This is a genomic window from Paludisphaera mucosa, assembly GCF_029589435.1.
Taxonomy (GTDB): domain Bacteria; phylum Planctomycetota; class Planctomycetia; order Isosphaerales; family Isosphaeraceae; genus Paludisphaera; species Paludisphaera mucosa.
Map to the genome: position 1 here is coordinate 1,755,242 of NZ_JARRAG010000001.1, position 13,268 is coordinate 1,768,509.

Below are 13,268 nucleotides of genomic sequence, written 5' to 3' on the forward strand. Positions count from 1 at the left end.
AACGAGGTCGTCGACGCAAGTCCCGGATTCAGCGGCTGCTTCCCGCAGCCTGAACCTGGATTCCGAGCGGCGGGATGGCCGCCCCCTCGGGAGTGCGGTGCGGCCGGTCGCCGAAGTTGACGAGGACGGACTCGCCGTTTGCAAACCGCGTGCGCTGGACCGAGTGGTCCTTCGACAGCCATTCGTGGCCGACCATCTCGCTGTAGCCGGCGTCGCGAGCGACGCGGGCTGCGGTCTGGTAGCTCTTCACGAACCGATCTCGGTCTTGACGCCAGGACTCGGCCGTGAACATGAACATCGGCGGCGTGCCGTAGAGGGCGTTGAAGAGGTCACGTCGGTCCCACACGGCGGGGAGCTTGTTGTTGTAGTCGCCCCAGTACCACTGGGCCACGACGCAGTCGTGGTAAACCAGCTCCCACAGCGGCAGTCGGTAGTAGGCGCCGACCTGGAACTTCTCGATCTGGGGCGGGACCTTCTCGACGACTTGGATCATGTTGCGGCCGGCGTCGTCGACGCGATAGGGGCCGAGGCTCAGCATCCCCTCGAAGTAGTCGACGAACGGCACGGCTGCGTCGTGCCCGGTTTCGGAACCGGTCACCAGGTTGAAGCGGCCGTGGACGACGTCCAGGAGGTCCACCTTGAACTTGCGGCTCTCGCTGCGAGTGGCCGGGTGCTGCGTCGAGTAGCATTCGCGCCAGGGGGCCGCGGTGGTGGTATCGATGAACCGAGAGCCGTAGGGATGGTTCGCAAGCTCTTTCCCGATCCGCTCGATCGCATAGGCCGGCGCCTGCCGATCGCAGGTCACGCCGCAGGGGTACATGCCGCCGTCCTTACCCTCGATCTCCCAGCCTCGGATCCAGTCGCCCCGAGCGTCGATCATGAGGTCGGCGGGCCAGGCCTTGGTGGGCCAGTCGGAGTGCGTGTACTGGAGCTTCGGGAACGTCGCGGGGTCCATGACGTCCTGGTAGATGTCGTACCGACTCGTCAGGACGCCCATCTCGTTCATCTGCTTGAGCTGATCCGGCGCGGCGGCGTTCGACCAAAGGATGCGATCGATCCCCGCGTCCTTCATCTCGCGCACGATCGAGGCCGGGTGGCGGTCCCAGCACCAGACGTTGACCGCGCCGACGAGCTTGTCGATGTTCGGGTTCGCCGCGCGTTTCTCGGCGAGCGTCTTCAGGAGGCCGATGGACTTCGCGTATTCACGGTATCGCTTGGCCATCGCCACGTAGCCGCCGTCGTCGATCGCCACATAACGGAGTCGTCGGGACGGGCCGAAGGCGTTCTTCTGGGGGTCCCAGAGCGGGGCGAGGCACAGACGGCCATCCACCCGGGGGACGCGGATGGAGGCGTCGTCGGGGGTCTCGACGATGGCCATCAAGCCCTTGGGACCGTCGACGACGCCCCACCAGGCCATGCAGAGGCCGTGGCCGCCGTAGAGAATGTACTGCATCGCCGGCAGGGCCGGATCGTCGACGGGATAGCTCATCCCCTCGTTGACGGGCAGGATCAGGGTCGAGCCCGTCTCCGTCGCGAACGGGTAAGGGAATCCGATCGAGGCCGACAGCGGCCCGTCGCCCGTCAACTCGACGATCAGTTCGGGGCGGGATGGATCGAGTCGGAGCGTCGCGCGGAGCTTCAGGATCGTGCGCGGATCGACGAGATCGAGGCTAACCTCATCGGCTTTCGCCCCGGCGCCAGTCACCATGAGGGTCGACCCGTGCGGCTTTTGCGTCCATTCGCGTCCCGACCGTAGGTCGCGGAGCCGGAAGGCCGCCGTGGCGGGATCGACGTCGACCCGGAGGCGGGCGTCGGCCAGCACGAGCTTCCGGCCGTCGAGGCTCGAGGCGATGGCGATCGACTCGGGGTCGAGAGTCAGCGACGGCTGGCAGAGCCAGGCCGTCGCCGGGCCGTCGCCGATGACGCGAGGCTGCATCGTGACCGCGCCTCGGGGAATCATGAAGCGGGACTCGACGAGGGTCCATTCGGGGGCCGTAGCCACGGCCTCGCCGTATGACCAGTCGATCGTCCCGCCTTGAGCGTCGCGGAGGACGACCGACAGCACGGCCCTCGATTTTTCGGCGACCTTGACCCACGCGGAGAACCGAAAGACCTGGCCGGTGGAGACGGATTCCAGCGTCTGCCGCCCCAGGCTCCAATCCCGAGCGCCCTTGTGTTCGATTCGGATCGAGGGGCGGCCGTCGCGCGAGGCCGAGACGTCGACGAGGGCGCGGCCCTCGTTCGCCACGCGCGACCAGAAGGGGCTCCAACCTTTTAGAGGATCTTTCGGATCCTCGACGATTCGTCCCACGGGCTGGACGCCTTGCTTGACGTCCGATTGGGCCTGGGATGCCGCCGGGAAGAGGAGCACGAAAAGCGCGAGGAAACGCAGGCGCGGGGCCGCTCGCATGGTGGGCCTCCTTGGGGGAGGATGGAGAGCAAGGGAGGAGGTAGAGGGCCCCCCGGCGCGACGGCCGGGGGGCGGGGGGTGCGCAGGGCGCGGTTCAGCCCGCGCCGCCGGACGTGGCGGCGGCGCGTGGCTGCCGCATGCTGGCGCGACGGTAGTCGCGGTTCAGGCGGGCGATGAAGCCCATGCTGATTTCCTTGGGGCATACGGCCTCGCACTCGCCGTGGTTGGTGCAGTTGCCGAACCCCTCGCCGTCGGCCTGGTCGATCATCGCCAGCACGCGGCGGTCTTTCTCGGGGGCTCCCTGGGGGAGCAGGTTCAGGTGCTCCGCCTTGGCGGCGACGAAGAGCATCGCCGACGCGTTCGGGCAGGCGGCCACGCAGGCTCCGCAGCCGATGCAGGCGGCGGCGTCCATCGCCAGGTCGGCGTCGTCCTTGGCGACCGCGACGTCGTTGGCCTCGGGCGCGTTGCCGGTCCGGACCGAGATGAAGCCGCCGGCCGCGACGATGCGGTCGAACGCGCCGCGGTCGACCATCAGGTCCTTGATCACCGGGAAGGCCGAGGCCCGCCACGGCTCGATGGTCAGCTCGGCGCCGTCGCTGAAGCTCCGCATGTGGAGCTGGCAGGCCGTCGTCGCCCGCCGCGGGCCGTGCGGGCTGCCGTTGATCACGACGCCGCACTGGCCGCAGATGCCCTCTCGGCAGTCGTGGTCGAACGCGATCGGCTCGCGGCCCGACTTGATCAGCCGCTCGTTGACGACGTCGAGCATCTCCAGGAACGACATATCGGTGCTGATGCCGCGGGCTTCCTCGCGGTACGTCACGAACTCGCCGGCGGCCTTACGGTTCTTCTGCCTCCAGACGTGCAGGGTCAGGTCCAGGAGCTTCTCTTCGGCTTGTCCGGCCATCGCAATCCTCTCGGATGATTCGCTGGGGGGAAGGGAGAACGCCAAGAGCCCGCTCTCCTTACTTGTAGCTGCGGGTCTGGAGGTGGATGTTCTCGAACGACAGCGGCTCGACGTGGCGGACCGGGGGAGCGTCCTCGCCGGTGTACTCCCAGGCGGCGACGTGGCAGAAGTTCTCGTCGTCGCGCAGGGCCTCGTGGTCCGGCGTCTGGTACTCCTCGCGGAAGTGGGCCCCGCATGACTCGCGCCGCTCCAGGGCGTCGCGACAGAGGAGGTCGCCCAGCTCGATCAGGTCGGCCACGCGGCCGGCCTTCTCCAGCGACTGGTTGATCTCGCCGTTCTCGCCCGGGACGCGGACCCGCTTCCAGAACTCCTGCTTGAGCGCGGGCAGCTCGACGAGGGCCTTCTTGAGCCCCTCCTCGGTGCGTCCCATGCCGCAGTAATTCCACATAATCCTGCCCAACTCGCGATGGAAGTCGTCGGGCGTCTTGTCGCCCTTGTTCCCGAGCAGCCGCCGCGACCGCTCGGCGACCTCGGCCTCGGCCTGCTTGAAGGCCGGGTGGTCGACGCCGATCTTGTCGAAGGCCCGCACGGTGCCGAAGTAATTGCCCAGCGTGTAAGGGATGACGAAATAGCCGTCGGCCAGGCCCTGCATCAGGGCGCTCGCGCCCAGGCGGTTGGCGCCGTGGTCGGAGAAGTTGGCCTCGCCGAGCACGAACAGGCCCTCGACGCTGCTCATCAGGTTGTAGTCGACCCAGAGCCCGCCCATCGTGTAATGCGAGGCCGGGTAGATCCGCATCGGGATCTTGTAAGGATCCTCGTCGGTGATCCGCTCGTACATGTCGAACAGGTTGCCGTAGCGTTCGCGGATCAGGTCGACGCCCAGGCGGTCGATGGCGTCGGCGAAGTCGAGGTAGACGCCGAAGCCCGTCTTGCCGACCCCCCGGCCCTCGTCGCAGACCTCCTTGGCCGCCCGCGAGGAGATGTCGCGCGGCGAGAGGTTGCCGAACGCCGGATACTTGCGCTCCAGGTAGTAGTCGCGCTCCGACTCGGGGATCTGATCGGGGGGCCGCTTGTCCCCGTTGGCCTTCGGCACCCAGATGCGGCCGTCGTTGCGGAGCGACTCCGACATCAAAGTCAGCTTGCTCTGGTGGTCGCCGGTGACCGGGATGCACGTCGGGTGGATCTGCGTGTAGCACGGGTTGGCGAACGCCGCGCCCTTCTTGTACGCCCGCCAGATCGCCGTGCAGTTCGCTCCCTTGGCGTAGGTGGCCAGGTAGAAGACGGTGCCGTAGCCGCCGGTGGCGAGGATGACGGCGTCGGCGACGTGGGACTCGGTCTCGCCGGTCTCCAGGTCGCGGACGACGACGCCGCGGGCCTTGCCGTCGACGACGACGAGTTGCTGCATCTCGTGCCGCGAATGCATCTTCACCGTGCCCAGGCCGACCTGGCGCTCCAGGGCCTGATAGGCGCCGAGCAGGAGTTGCTGCCCGGTCTGGCCGCGGGCGTAGAACGTTCGCGAGACCTGGGCGCCGCCGAACGAGCGGTTCGCGAGCAGGCCGCTGTACTCGCGGGCGAACGGCACGCCCTGCGCGACGCACTGGTCGATGATGTTGACCGAGACCTCGGCGAGCCGGTGGACGTTGGCCTCGCGGGCGCGGAAGTCGCCGCCCTTGATCGTGTCGTAGAACAGGCGGTGGACGCTGTCGCCGTCGTTCTGGTAGTTCTTGGCGGCGTTGATGCCGCCCTGCGCGGCGATCGAGTGGGCGCGACGGGGGCTGTCCTGGTAGCAGAAGCAGGTGACCTGATAGCCCAGCTCGGCCAGCGAGGCCGCCGCCGATCCGCCCGCGAGCCCGGTGCCGACGACGATCACGGAATACTTCCGCTTGTTCGCCGGGTTGACCAGCTTCATGTCGAACTTATGCTGCGTCCACTTGGTCTCGAGCGGGCCCGGCGGGACGTTCGAATTCAGTTCCACGAGAGGCTCCGATCACTTGAGGATGCCGGTCAAGACGGCCAGAGGGAGGGTCGCGAACCCGATCACCACCAGCGCCGTGAAGAGGGTGGCGCCCCTCCTCCCCAGCGACCGGTAGCGGCCCTCGGGCAGCCCCAGCGTGAGCAGCATGCTCCAGACGCCGTGCCAGAGGTGGAACGCCAGCATGGCCATCGCGAGGATGTAGATCACGCCGTTGACCCCGCCGAGGCCGGTCACGAGGTTGTGGTAGACCTCGCCCTCTCGGTACTGGGGATGGACCGTCCCGGTCGTCAGGTGCAGGATGTGGTAGATGATGAAGGCGAGCAGCAGCGGCCCCGTCAGCGACATGGAACGCGATGCGTAGCTGGACTCGCGCCATTTCCGCTGGCGATATCCGACCGGCCGGGCGGAGGTGTTCCGCCGGGTGAGTGCGAGGAAGGCGTAGATGTGGAGCGCGACCAAAGTGAGCAGGCCGACCCGGGCCGTCCAGAGGAGCGCCGGCTCCTTGCGGAGCAGCTTGCCGTAGTCGTCGAGCGCCTGCTGGCCCTGGTAGGCCTGGAGGTTGCCGAGCATGTGGCCCAGCACGAAAAAGGAGAGGAAGACGCCGGAGAAGGCCATGATCAGCTTCAGCCCGATCGACGAGGTCAGGAACCTCTGGACTCGATTTCGGGGGGCCGGCCTCCGCCCGGCGGCGGGACTCGAGGCAACCGCGCTCATGTCGTTTTCCTGTGGGCCAAGGAGGGGAGCACGCACGCGCCGGGGGGCGGCGCCGAGGGCTCGGAAAGCCGAAGGAGGCGCGAGGGAGGTCGGGACCTCCCTCGCGACTTCGTCACATTCTATGCGACGCGGTCCAGGCGGGGGAGGAGGCCCCGCCGTTTCGACGCGCGGCGGCTTAGTGGGGGGTCTTCGTCACTTCGCACAATTCGGTCAGGACGCCGAAGGTGCTTTTCGGGTGGACGAAGGCGATCTGCAGGTGGTGCGACCCGGGGCGGGCCTTCTCGTCGATCATCCGCAGGCCCTGGGCCTTGACGTCGGCGATCCGGGTGGCGATGTCGTCGACCTCGAGCGCGACGTGGTGCAGGCCCTCGCCCTTCTTCTCGATGAACGCGGCGACCGTGCTGGACGGGTCGGTCGGCTCCAGCAGCTCCATGCGGACGTCGCCGATGCGGAAGAAGGCCACCTTGACCTTCTGGTCGGCGACGACCTCTTCGCCTTCGAACACGGCGCCGAGCACGTTGGTGTAATAGTCTTTCTGCGCGTCGATCGACCGGACGGCGATGCCGATGTGATTGACGGCCTTGACGGGGCTCATTTCTCGCTCCTTGACCTGCGATGTCTCGACGGGACGCGCCGGCGGGGCGCGTCCCGAGGGTTTCATTCGAACTCGATGAGGACCTGGCCCTGCTTCACGGCGTCGCCGGCGGCCACGGTGATCCTGGCGATCTTGCCGGCCGCCGGGGCGGTGATGGAGGTCTCCATCTTCATCGCCTCGATGACGACGAGGACCTCGTTGGGATGGATTTTCTGGCCGACCTGGGCCTCGACCCGCGAGACGGTGCCGGCGAACGGGCTTCGGCAGACCTTGGCCTCATCGGCGACGGATTCGACGGCGGTCGACGCGGCGGGGGCGGCGACGGGGGCGGCGGGGACGCGGACCTGGCCGATCGGCGGCACGAAGCCGGGCTTGGCCCGCTCGGGCTCCGAGACCTCGACGTCGACCTCGTACAGCTTCCCGTCTACGGTGATCTTGAGTTTCAAGGCTGGCTCCTCGCCGTGCTCAGGGCGTGCGACGCCTGGATGGTGACCCGGCCCTGCTGGGCCCAGGCGGCGGAGCCGAGCAGCTGAATCTGGCGGATGTGGGCTTTCTTGCCGAGATAGGCCGCGATGACCGCGCCGATGATGAGCACGACTTCGTCGCTCAGGGGCTCGGCGAGCTTCGCGACCGGGGGGGCGGCGGGCGCGGGCCGCGCCTGATGGGTTTCGAGGGCGGCGATTCGGTCCCCCAGGCGGGCGACGTCGGCCTGGATCGCGGCCAGGGCCTCCAGGACGTCGGCCAGGCTGGGCGTTTCCGTCTTCATAAGAGGTCGGGCTCCAGCTTAGAGGGGGATGAGGCCGTGCTTCTTCGGCGGCCTCTGCTCGCGTTTGGTGCTGAGGTACTCGAGCGCCTGCGCCAGATGCTTGCGGGTCTCGGCCGGCTCGATGATGTCATCGACCAGCCGGCGTCCGGCGGCGGCGGTGGGGGTGGAGAAGGTCGATTTGTACTGCTGGATCAGCTCGGCCCGCTTCGCCGCCTTGTCCTCGGCCTTGTCCACCTCTTTGCGGAAGACGATCTCGACGGCCCCCTCGGCGCCCATGACGGCGACCTCGGCGGTCGGCCAGGCGAAGACCCGGTCGGCGCCCAGGTCCTTCGAGCCCATCGCCAGGTGGGCTCCCCCGTACGACTTTCGGAGGATGACCTGGATCTTGGGGACGGTCGTGGCCGAGTAGGCGAACAGCAGCTTGGCGCCGTGGCGGATGATCCCGCCGTACTCCTGCTGGACCCCCGGCAGGAAGCCGGGCACGTCCACGAACGTGATCAACGGGATGTTGAACGCGTTGCAGAATCGGATGAAGCGGCTCCCCTTGGTCGCCGCGTTGATGTCGATCGCGCCCGACATCGCCTGGGGCTGGTTGGCGACGATGCCCACCGACCGGCCCAGGATGCGGGCGAAGCCCACGACCATGTTCATCGCGTAGCCGGCCTGGACCTCCAGGAAGTCGCCCTGGTCGACGATCCCCGCGATCACCCGGCGGACGTCGTACGCCTGCTTGGGTTCGACGGGCACGATCGAGTTCAGCTCGGGGTTGGGGTCGACGTTGTTCGGGGCCTTGAGCCGGGGCGCGTCCTCGAGGTTGTTCGAAGGCAGGAAGCTCAGCAGGCGACGGCAGAGGTACAGGGCGTCCTTGTCGTCCTCGGCGACGAAGTGGACGACGCCCGAGTTGCCCATGTGGGAGTCGGCCCCGCCCAGGGCCTCGGCCGTGATCTGCTCGCCCGTCACCTGCTTGATGACCTGCGGCCCAGTGATGAACATCTGGGCTTTGCGGGTCATGATGATGAAGTCGGTGAGGGCCGGTGAGTACGCCGCCCCGCCCGCGCAGGGGCCGCAGATGAGCGAAATCTGGGGGACGGCCCCGGAGAGCGAGACGTTCGTGAAGAACACCTTGCCGTAGCCGGAGAGCGAGTCGATGCCCTCCTGGACGCGGGCGCCCCCCGAATCGTTGATGAAAACGAACGGGCTGCCGGTGTGCAGCGACATCTCCATGACCTCGGCGACCTTCAGCGAGTGGACCTCGCCGGCCGAGCCCCCCAGCACGCTGAAGTCCTGGCTCGCCAGGTGGACGAGGCGGCCGTCGATCGACGCCGCGCCGGTGACGACGCCGTCGGCCGGGACCTCCTTGCCGAGCATGCCGAACTCGGTCTGGCGGTGGCGGGCGAACAGGCCGATCTCTTCGAAGCTCCCCTCGTCGACGAGGGTCTTGACGCGTTCGCGGGCGGTGAGCTTGCCTTCGCTCTTCTGCTTTTCCAGCCGCGCGTGGCCGCCGCCTTCTTCGAGGTGGGCCCGCGCGGCGCGAAGCTCTTCGACGAGCTTCTCCATCGATTTGGGTGCCGTGCTCATGATCGATCGATCTCTCTTTCTGGGGTCAGGCCGGTTGGACGGTCACCTTGTGCATCTTGTCGCCGATCTGCACGTCGTAGGTGACCGGGCCGGTGATCGACCCCGCGCCGTCGACGCCCTTGGCTCCGGGGCTCGCCGCCTTGGCGGCCGCCGAGGCCGGGCTCTTGCAAGGGTCCTTGGGGCCCTCTTCCCGGTGGGCGAAGAACTTGGGGGCGACTTGGGGGAACATGGCGTACGTCAGAGTGTCTTCGGGGCTGCCGTTGTCGCCGGGGAGCGCCTTGGCCGCCTTGTCGAGGACCTCCCACTCGGGCTTGAGCAGGTCGGCGGGGCGACAGGTGATCGGCGACTTCTTGGCGTGCTTCTCGGCCGCGGCGATCACTTCGGGGGCGCGCTCGGCGATGGTCTCGCCGTAGTAGCCCAGCATGAGGTCGGCGAACTCGCCCGTGAGAGCCTTGTATTCGCCCATCAGCACGTTGAAGACCGCCTGGGTGCCGACGATCTGGCTCGACGGGGTGACCAGGGGGGGATAGCCGGCGTCTTTTCGCACCCGGGGGACCTCGGCGAGCACCTCTTTCAGACGGTCGCCGGCGCCTTGCTGCCGGAGCTGGCTCTCCATGTTGGAGATCATGCCGCCGGGGATCTGGCTGTCGAAGATCTCGGTCTCGACGCCGTAGATCTTCGACTCGAACTCGGCGTATCGCGGGCGGACCTTGGCGAAGTGCTCCTTGATCTTGAGCAGCCGGCCCTTGTCGAGCTTGGTCTCGTAGCCGGTCCCCTTGAGCATCTCGATCAGGGCCTCGGTCGGGTTGTGGCCCGGGCCCAGGCTGAGCGAGGAGATGGCCGTGTCGACGATGTCGGCGCCGGCCTCGATGGCCTTCATCAGGCTGACCAGGGTCACGCCGGTCGTCGAGTGGACGTGGACGTGGACGAGGGTGTCCTCGCCGCACTTCTCCTTGATCCCGCGGACGATCTCGTAGGCCGGCTCGGGGCGGAGCAGGGCGGCCATGTCCTTGATGCAGATCGAGGCGGATCCCATGTCCTTGAGACGCTGGGCCAGTTCGACGAATTTCTCGACCGTGTGCAGCGGCGAGGTCGTGTAACAAATCGTCCCCTCGGCCCACTTGCCGGTCCGCTTGACGGCTTCCATCGAACGCTTGAGGTTGCGCGGGTCGTTGAGGGCGTCGAAGACGCGGAACACGTCCATGCCGTTTTCGGCCGACTTGTCGACGAACCGGTCGACGACGCTGTCCTCGTAGTGGCGATATCCCAGCAGGTTCTGGCCGCGGAGCAGCATCTGGAGGCGCGAGTTGGGCATCAGCTTGCGGAAGGTCCGCAAACGCTCCCACGGATCTTCATTCAAGAATCGGATGCACGAGTCGTACGTGGCGCCGCCCCAGCATTCGACGCTCCAGAAGCCGGCCTTGTCGATGTCTTCGCATGCGGGGACCATGTCCTCCATCGTCATGCGCGTGGCCATCAGGCTCTGGTGGGCGTCGCGGAGGACCAGCTCCGTGACCTCAACCGTGCGTGACATCTTCGCAAACTCCTCTGCAAGAGTCCGGCCCGCATCGCCGCGCAGGAACGAGCCCGACGGCGGGCCGAGGATTCAACAAGTGCGGGAGGGCGGGGGGGCCGGTATGGTCCGGCGCCGCACTCTCATCGGCTTGTCTTGGGAAGGGCGGGCGGCCGTGAGCCCGAAGGCCCGGACGCCAGATCTCCATCATAGACGAGCAATCCCCTCAGTGCTACCTCGGAGACGCCCGCTTTCACGTTTATTTTTCGATATTCCGGTATAAACTGCAAAGAGTGCGGAGCCGCGTCGACATTGCGGCGCAACAGGCGTCGACGTCGACGCGAGCCAGTCCTTGGAGCACGCGAAATGAAGGAAACGAGCCTGGACGTCATTGTCCGACCGACCGAGATCGACGTCAACGCGCACGTCAACAACGCGAAGTTCGTCGAGTACCTCGAATGGGGCCGGGAGGAGTGGTACGACCTCAACGGCCTCGAATACGACCGGCTCAAGTCGCTGGGAGCGGCGACGGTGACGGTGAACGTCAACGTGAACTATCGGGCCGAGTGCCGACAGGGCGAAGTCCTATCGATCGTCACCCGTCCCGAGCGGCTGGGGCGGACGAGCTTCACGTTTCATCAGGAGATCCGCAAGCCGGACGGGACCGTCGCGGTCGACGCCGCCGTCACGCTCGTCACGATCGATCCGACGACGCGCAAGCCGCGGGTCGTCCCGGCCGAGTTGGCCGCGGCGCTCACGTCCTGAGGGTCGATCGGCCGCTCAGGCGCCCTCGCCCGGGCTCGGCGTCTCGCCCTTGCGCAGGAGGGGTGGAAGGCGGTGAGCGGGGCGTTCGCGATTCGTATCGTGCTCGGCCGCCGGGTGTGCTCCCAGCGCCTCCCAGCGATGCTCGGCCTTGATCGTGCGGATCGTCCCGGATCGGGAGCGCATCACAACCGACTCGGTCGTCGCCCCTTCCGGGCTGTAGCGGACGCCCCGCAGGAGCGAGCCGTCGGTGATGCCGGTGGCGGCGAAGAAGACGTCCTCCCCGCGCACCAGGTCGTTCGTGGTCAGGATGCGTTCCAGGTCGAATCCGGCGTCGAGGACGGCCTTGCGCTCGGTATCGGTGCGGGGCCGGAGCCGGCCCTGGATCTCGCCGCCCAGGCACTTCAGGGCCGCCGCGGTGATGACCGCCTCGGGCGTGCCGCCGATCCCGTAGAGCAGGTCGATGCCCGTCCCGGGCGTGGCCGCGGCTATGGCCCCGGCGACGTCGCCGTCGGTGATCAGGTAGACCCGGGCGCCGATCGCCCGGATCCGCGCCATCGCGTCGTGGTGGCGTTCGCGGTCGAGGATCACGACGGTCAGGTCCTCGACCTCCATCCCGCGGGCCCGGGCGACGTTCTTGACGTTTTCCTCGATGGGCGCGGCGACGTCGAGCACGCGGCCCCCTTCGCGGCCGGCGGCGATCTTCTCCATGTAGAAGCAAGGTCCGGGGTCGAACATCGTGCCCCGTTCGGAGACCGCGACCACGGCCACGGCGTTCGCCTGGCCCCCGGCGACGAGCTTCGTGCCGTCGATCGGGTCGACCGCGACGTCGACCCGGGGGCCCTCGGCGGTGCCCAGGCGTTCGCCGTTGAAGAGCATCGGCGCCTCGTCCTTCTCACCCTCGCCGATCACGACCACGCCGTCGAACTGCATGGCGTTGAAGAGCAACCGCATGGCGTCGACCGCCGCTCCGTCGGCGGCGTTCTTGTCGCCGCGACCCACCCAGCGGGCCGCCGCGAGCGCCGCGGCCTCGGTGGTGCGGACGAGGTCGAGCGCCAGGTTGTGGTCGGGCGTGATCTGCAGTCGCTGCCGGGTCATCGTTCGGCTCCTGGGCGGAGGGGCGTCGAGGGCGTCCGGCTCCGGGGGCTGGGCGGCGAGGCGGCGGCGCGCCGCCCCGGGGGGGAAGGGAGCCTCTGCGTTCAGGCCTGGGGGTGCCAGCCGGCGTCGGCCCAGAGCTGGCCGCTGACGGCCGAGTTGCAGATCAGGAAGTAGATCGCGTCGGCGATCTCGGATGGGGCGATCAGGCGGCGGAGCTGGGTGTAGGGCAGGATGTTTTTCTTGATGTACTCCTCCCCCAAGGCCCGGGTCATCGGCGTGTCGGTGTATCCGGGATGGATGACCGCGCAGCGGACGCCGAAGTTGATGGCCTCCTTGGCGAGCGTCGAGGCGACGCCTTCCAGGCCCGACTTGGCGGCGGCGTAGGCGACCTGGCCGGAATTGCCGTGCGACGAGACGGCGCCCAGGAAGATGATCGTCCCCTGGATTCCCTCGTCCGGATTCCAGCTCGTCTTGCCGCGCTTGTGGCGTTCCTCGGCGATCCGCGCGATCATCTCGATGGCCCACGCGGCCGGGGCGATCATGTTGACCTCGGCGACCTCGCGGAACTTCTCCAGCGGGTAGGTCACCGCGCGGCCGGTCTTCTCGTCGATGGCGACGGCGGGCTGATCGCGGCTGACGCCCGCGGCGGGGATGCATATGCTCGGAGCGCCGTACTTGCCGGAGATCAGGTCGAAGGCGTGCGAACGGAAGACGGGGTCGGTGACGTCGCCGATGATGGCCTCGGCCACCGGCCGCTCCATCCGGTCGTTGATCGCGCGGGCCACGTTGATGACGTTCTCGCTGCTGTCGATCAGGCCGACGGCGCCGACCCCGCGATCGGCCAGCTCCATGGCGACGGCCTGGCCGATGCCGCTGCCGGCGCCGGTGACGACGGCCGATTTACCCTTGATGATCATGGCGGAACTCCGGAAGGTCGCGCGGACGTGGTTCGA

At 67.9% G+C, this 13,268-nt stretch carries 12 protein-coding genes; 1 reads left to right on the forward strand and 11 read right to left on the reverse strand.

Features of this window, described 5'->3' with window-relative positions:
- Positions 1-28 precede the first annotated feature (28 nt).
- From PZE19_RS07175 to PZE19_RS07215, 9 genes are all read right to left on the reverse strand, one after another.
- Positions 29-2,410, reverse strand: coding sequence for a glycoside hydrolase (locus PZE19_RS07175; protein ID WP_277859893.1), 2,382 nt, complete (start codon positions 2,408-2,410; stop codon positions 29-31).
- A gap of 94 nt (positions 2,411-2,504) precedes the next feature.
- Positions 2,505-3,287 (reverse strand): succinate dehydrogenase/fumarate reductase iron-sulfur subunit, encoded by a 783-nt coding sequence (locus tag PZE19_RS07180; protein WP_368411279.1) that lies wholly within the window; start codon positions 3,285-3,287, stop codon positions 2,505-2,507.
- Positions 3,288-3,372: 85 nt separating this feature from the next.
- The gene (locus PZE19_RS07185; protein ID WP_277859895.1) at positions 3,373-5,289 is read right to left on the reverse strand and encodes a fumarate reductase/succinate dehydrogenase flavoprotein subunit; all 1,917 of its coding nucleotides are present in this window, start codon (positions 5,287-5,289) and stop codon (positions 3,373-3,375) included.
- Positions 5,290-5,301: 12 nt separating this feature from the next.
- A complete protein-coding gene (locus PZE19_RS07190) occupies positions 5,302-6,003 on the reverse strand; it encodes a succinate dehydrogenase cytochrome b subunit (protein ID WP_277859896.1) in 702 nt (233 codons plus the stop codon).
- Positions 6,004-6,178: 175 nt separating this feature from the next.
- The gene (gene mce, locus PZE19_RS07195; protein WP_277859897.1) at positions 6,179-6,598 is read right to left on the reverse strand and encodes a methylmalonyl-CoA epimerase; all 420 of its coding nucleotides are present in this window, start codon (positions 6,596-6,598) and stop codon (positions 6,179-6,181) included.
- A 62-nt stretch (positions 6,599-6,660) separates the two neighbouring features.
- Entirely contained in the window at positions 6,661-7,044 is a 384-nt protein-coding gene (locus PZE19_RS07200; protein WP_277859898.1) for a biotin/lipoyl-containing protein, read from the reverse strand.
- Positions 7,041-7,364, reverse strand: coding sequence for a hypothetical protein (locus PZE19_RS07205; protein WP_277859899.1), 324 nt, complete (start codon positions 7,362-7,364; stop codon positions 7,041-7,043). The genes PZE19_RS07200 and PZE19_RS07205 overlap by 4 nt, the downstream gene beginning before the upstream one ends.
- 18 nt (positions 7,365-7,382) lie before the next feature.
- Positions 7,383-8,942: an acyl-CoA carboxylase subunit beta gene (locus PZE19_RS07210; RefSeq protein ID WP_277859900.1), complete on the reverse strand. Its 1,560-nt coding sequence runs from the start codon at positions 8,940-8,942 to the stop codon at positions 7,383-7,385.
- Between the two features lie 25 nt (positions 8,943-8,967).
- Positions 8,968-10,476 carry a methylmalonyl-CoA carboxytransferase subunit 5S gene (locus PZE19_RS07215; RefSeq protein WP_277859901.1) on the reverse strand — a complete coding sequence of 503 codons (1,509 nt, stop codon included), beginning with the start codon at positions 10,474-10,476 and terminating at the stop codon, positions 8,968-8,970.
- Positions 10,477-10,821: 345 nt separating this feature from the next.
- Between PZE19_RS07215 and PZE19_RS07220 the strand changes: the two genes are divergently transcribed.
- Positions 10,822-11,220 carry an acyl-CoA thioesterase gene (locus PZE19_RS07220; RefSeq protein ID WP_368411261.1) on the forward strand — a complete coding sequence of 133 codons (399 nt, stop codon included), beginning with the start codon at positions 10,822-10,824 and terminating at the stop codon, positions 11,218-11,220.
- Positions 11,221-11,235: 15 nt separating this feature from the next.
- On the opposite strand, the gene glpX is transcribed toward PZE19_RS07220, so the two are convergent.
- Complete coding sequence (gene glpX / locus PZE19_RS07225; protein WP_277859903.1) at positions 11,236-12,315, reverse strand: class II fructose-bisphosphatase; 1,080 nt, start codon at positions 12,313-12,315, stop codon at positions 11,236-11,238.
- Positions 12,316-12,416: 101 nt separating this feature from the next.
- Positions 12,417-13,232 (reverse strand): SDR family NAD(P)-dependent oxidoreductase, encoded by an 816-nt coding sequence (locus PZE19_RS07230; RefSeq protein ID WP_277859904.1) that lies wholly within the window; start codon positions 13,230-13,232, stop codon positions 12,417-12,419.
- Positions 13,233-13,268 lie beyond the last annotated feature (36 nt).

Excerpts from the sequence above, each read along its gene's own strand:
- PZE19_RS07230 (WP_277859904.1), bottom strand. The coding sequence starts at position 13,232 with ATGATCATCAAGGGTAAATCGGCCGTCGTCACCGGCGCCGGCAGCGGC.
- glpX (WP_277859903.1), bottom strand. The coding sequence starts at position 12,315 with ATGACCCGGCAGCGACTGCAGATCACGCCCGACCACAACCTGGCGCTC.
- PZE19_RS07190 (WP_277859896.1), bottom strand. The coding sequence starts at position 6,003 with ATGAGCGCGGTTGCCTCGAGTCCCGCCGCCGGGCGGAGGCCGGCCCCC.
- PZE19_RS07210 (WP_277859900.1), bottom strand. The coding sequence starts at position 8,942 with ATGAGCACGGCACCCAAATCGATGGAGAAGCTCGTCGAAGAGCTTCGC.
- PZE19_RS07215 (WP_277859901.1), bottom strand. The coding sequence starts at position 10,476 with ATGTCACGCACGGTTGAGGTCACGGAGCTGGTCCTCCGCGACGCCCAC.
- mce (WP_277859897.1), bottom strand. The coding sequence starts at position 6,598 with ATGAGCCCCGTCAAGGCCGTCAATCACATCGGCATCGCCGTCCGGTCG.
- PZE19_RS07175 (WP_277859893.1), bottom strand. The coding sequence starts at position 2,410 with ATGCGAGCGGCCCCGCGCCTGCGTTTCCTCGCGCTTTTCGTGCTCCTC.
- PZE19_RS07205 (WP_277859899.1), bottom strand. The coding sequence starts at position 7,364 with ATGAAGACGGAAACGCCCAGCCTGGCCGACGTCCTGGAGGCCCTGGCC.
- PZE19_RS07220 (WP_368411261.1), top strand. The coding sequence starts at position 10,822 with ATGAAGGAAACGAGCCTGGACGTCATTGTCCGACCGACCGAGATCGAC.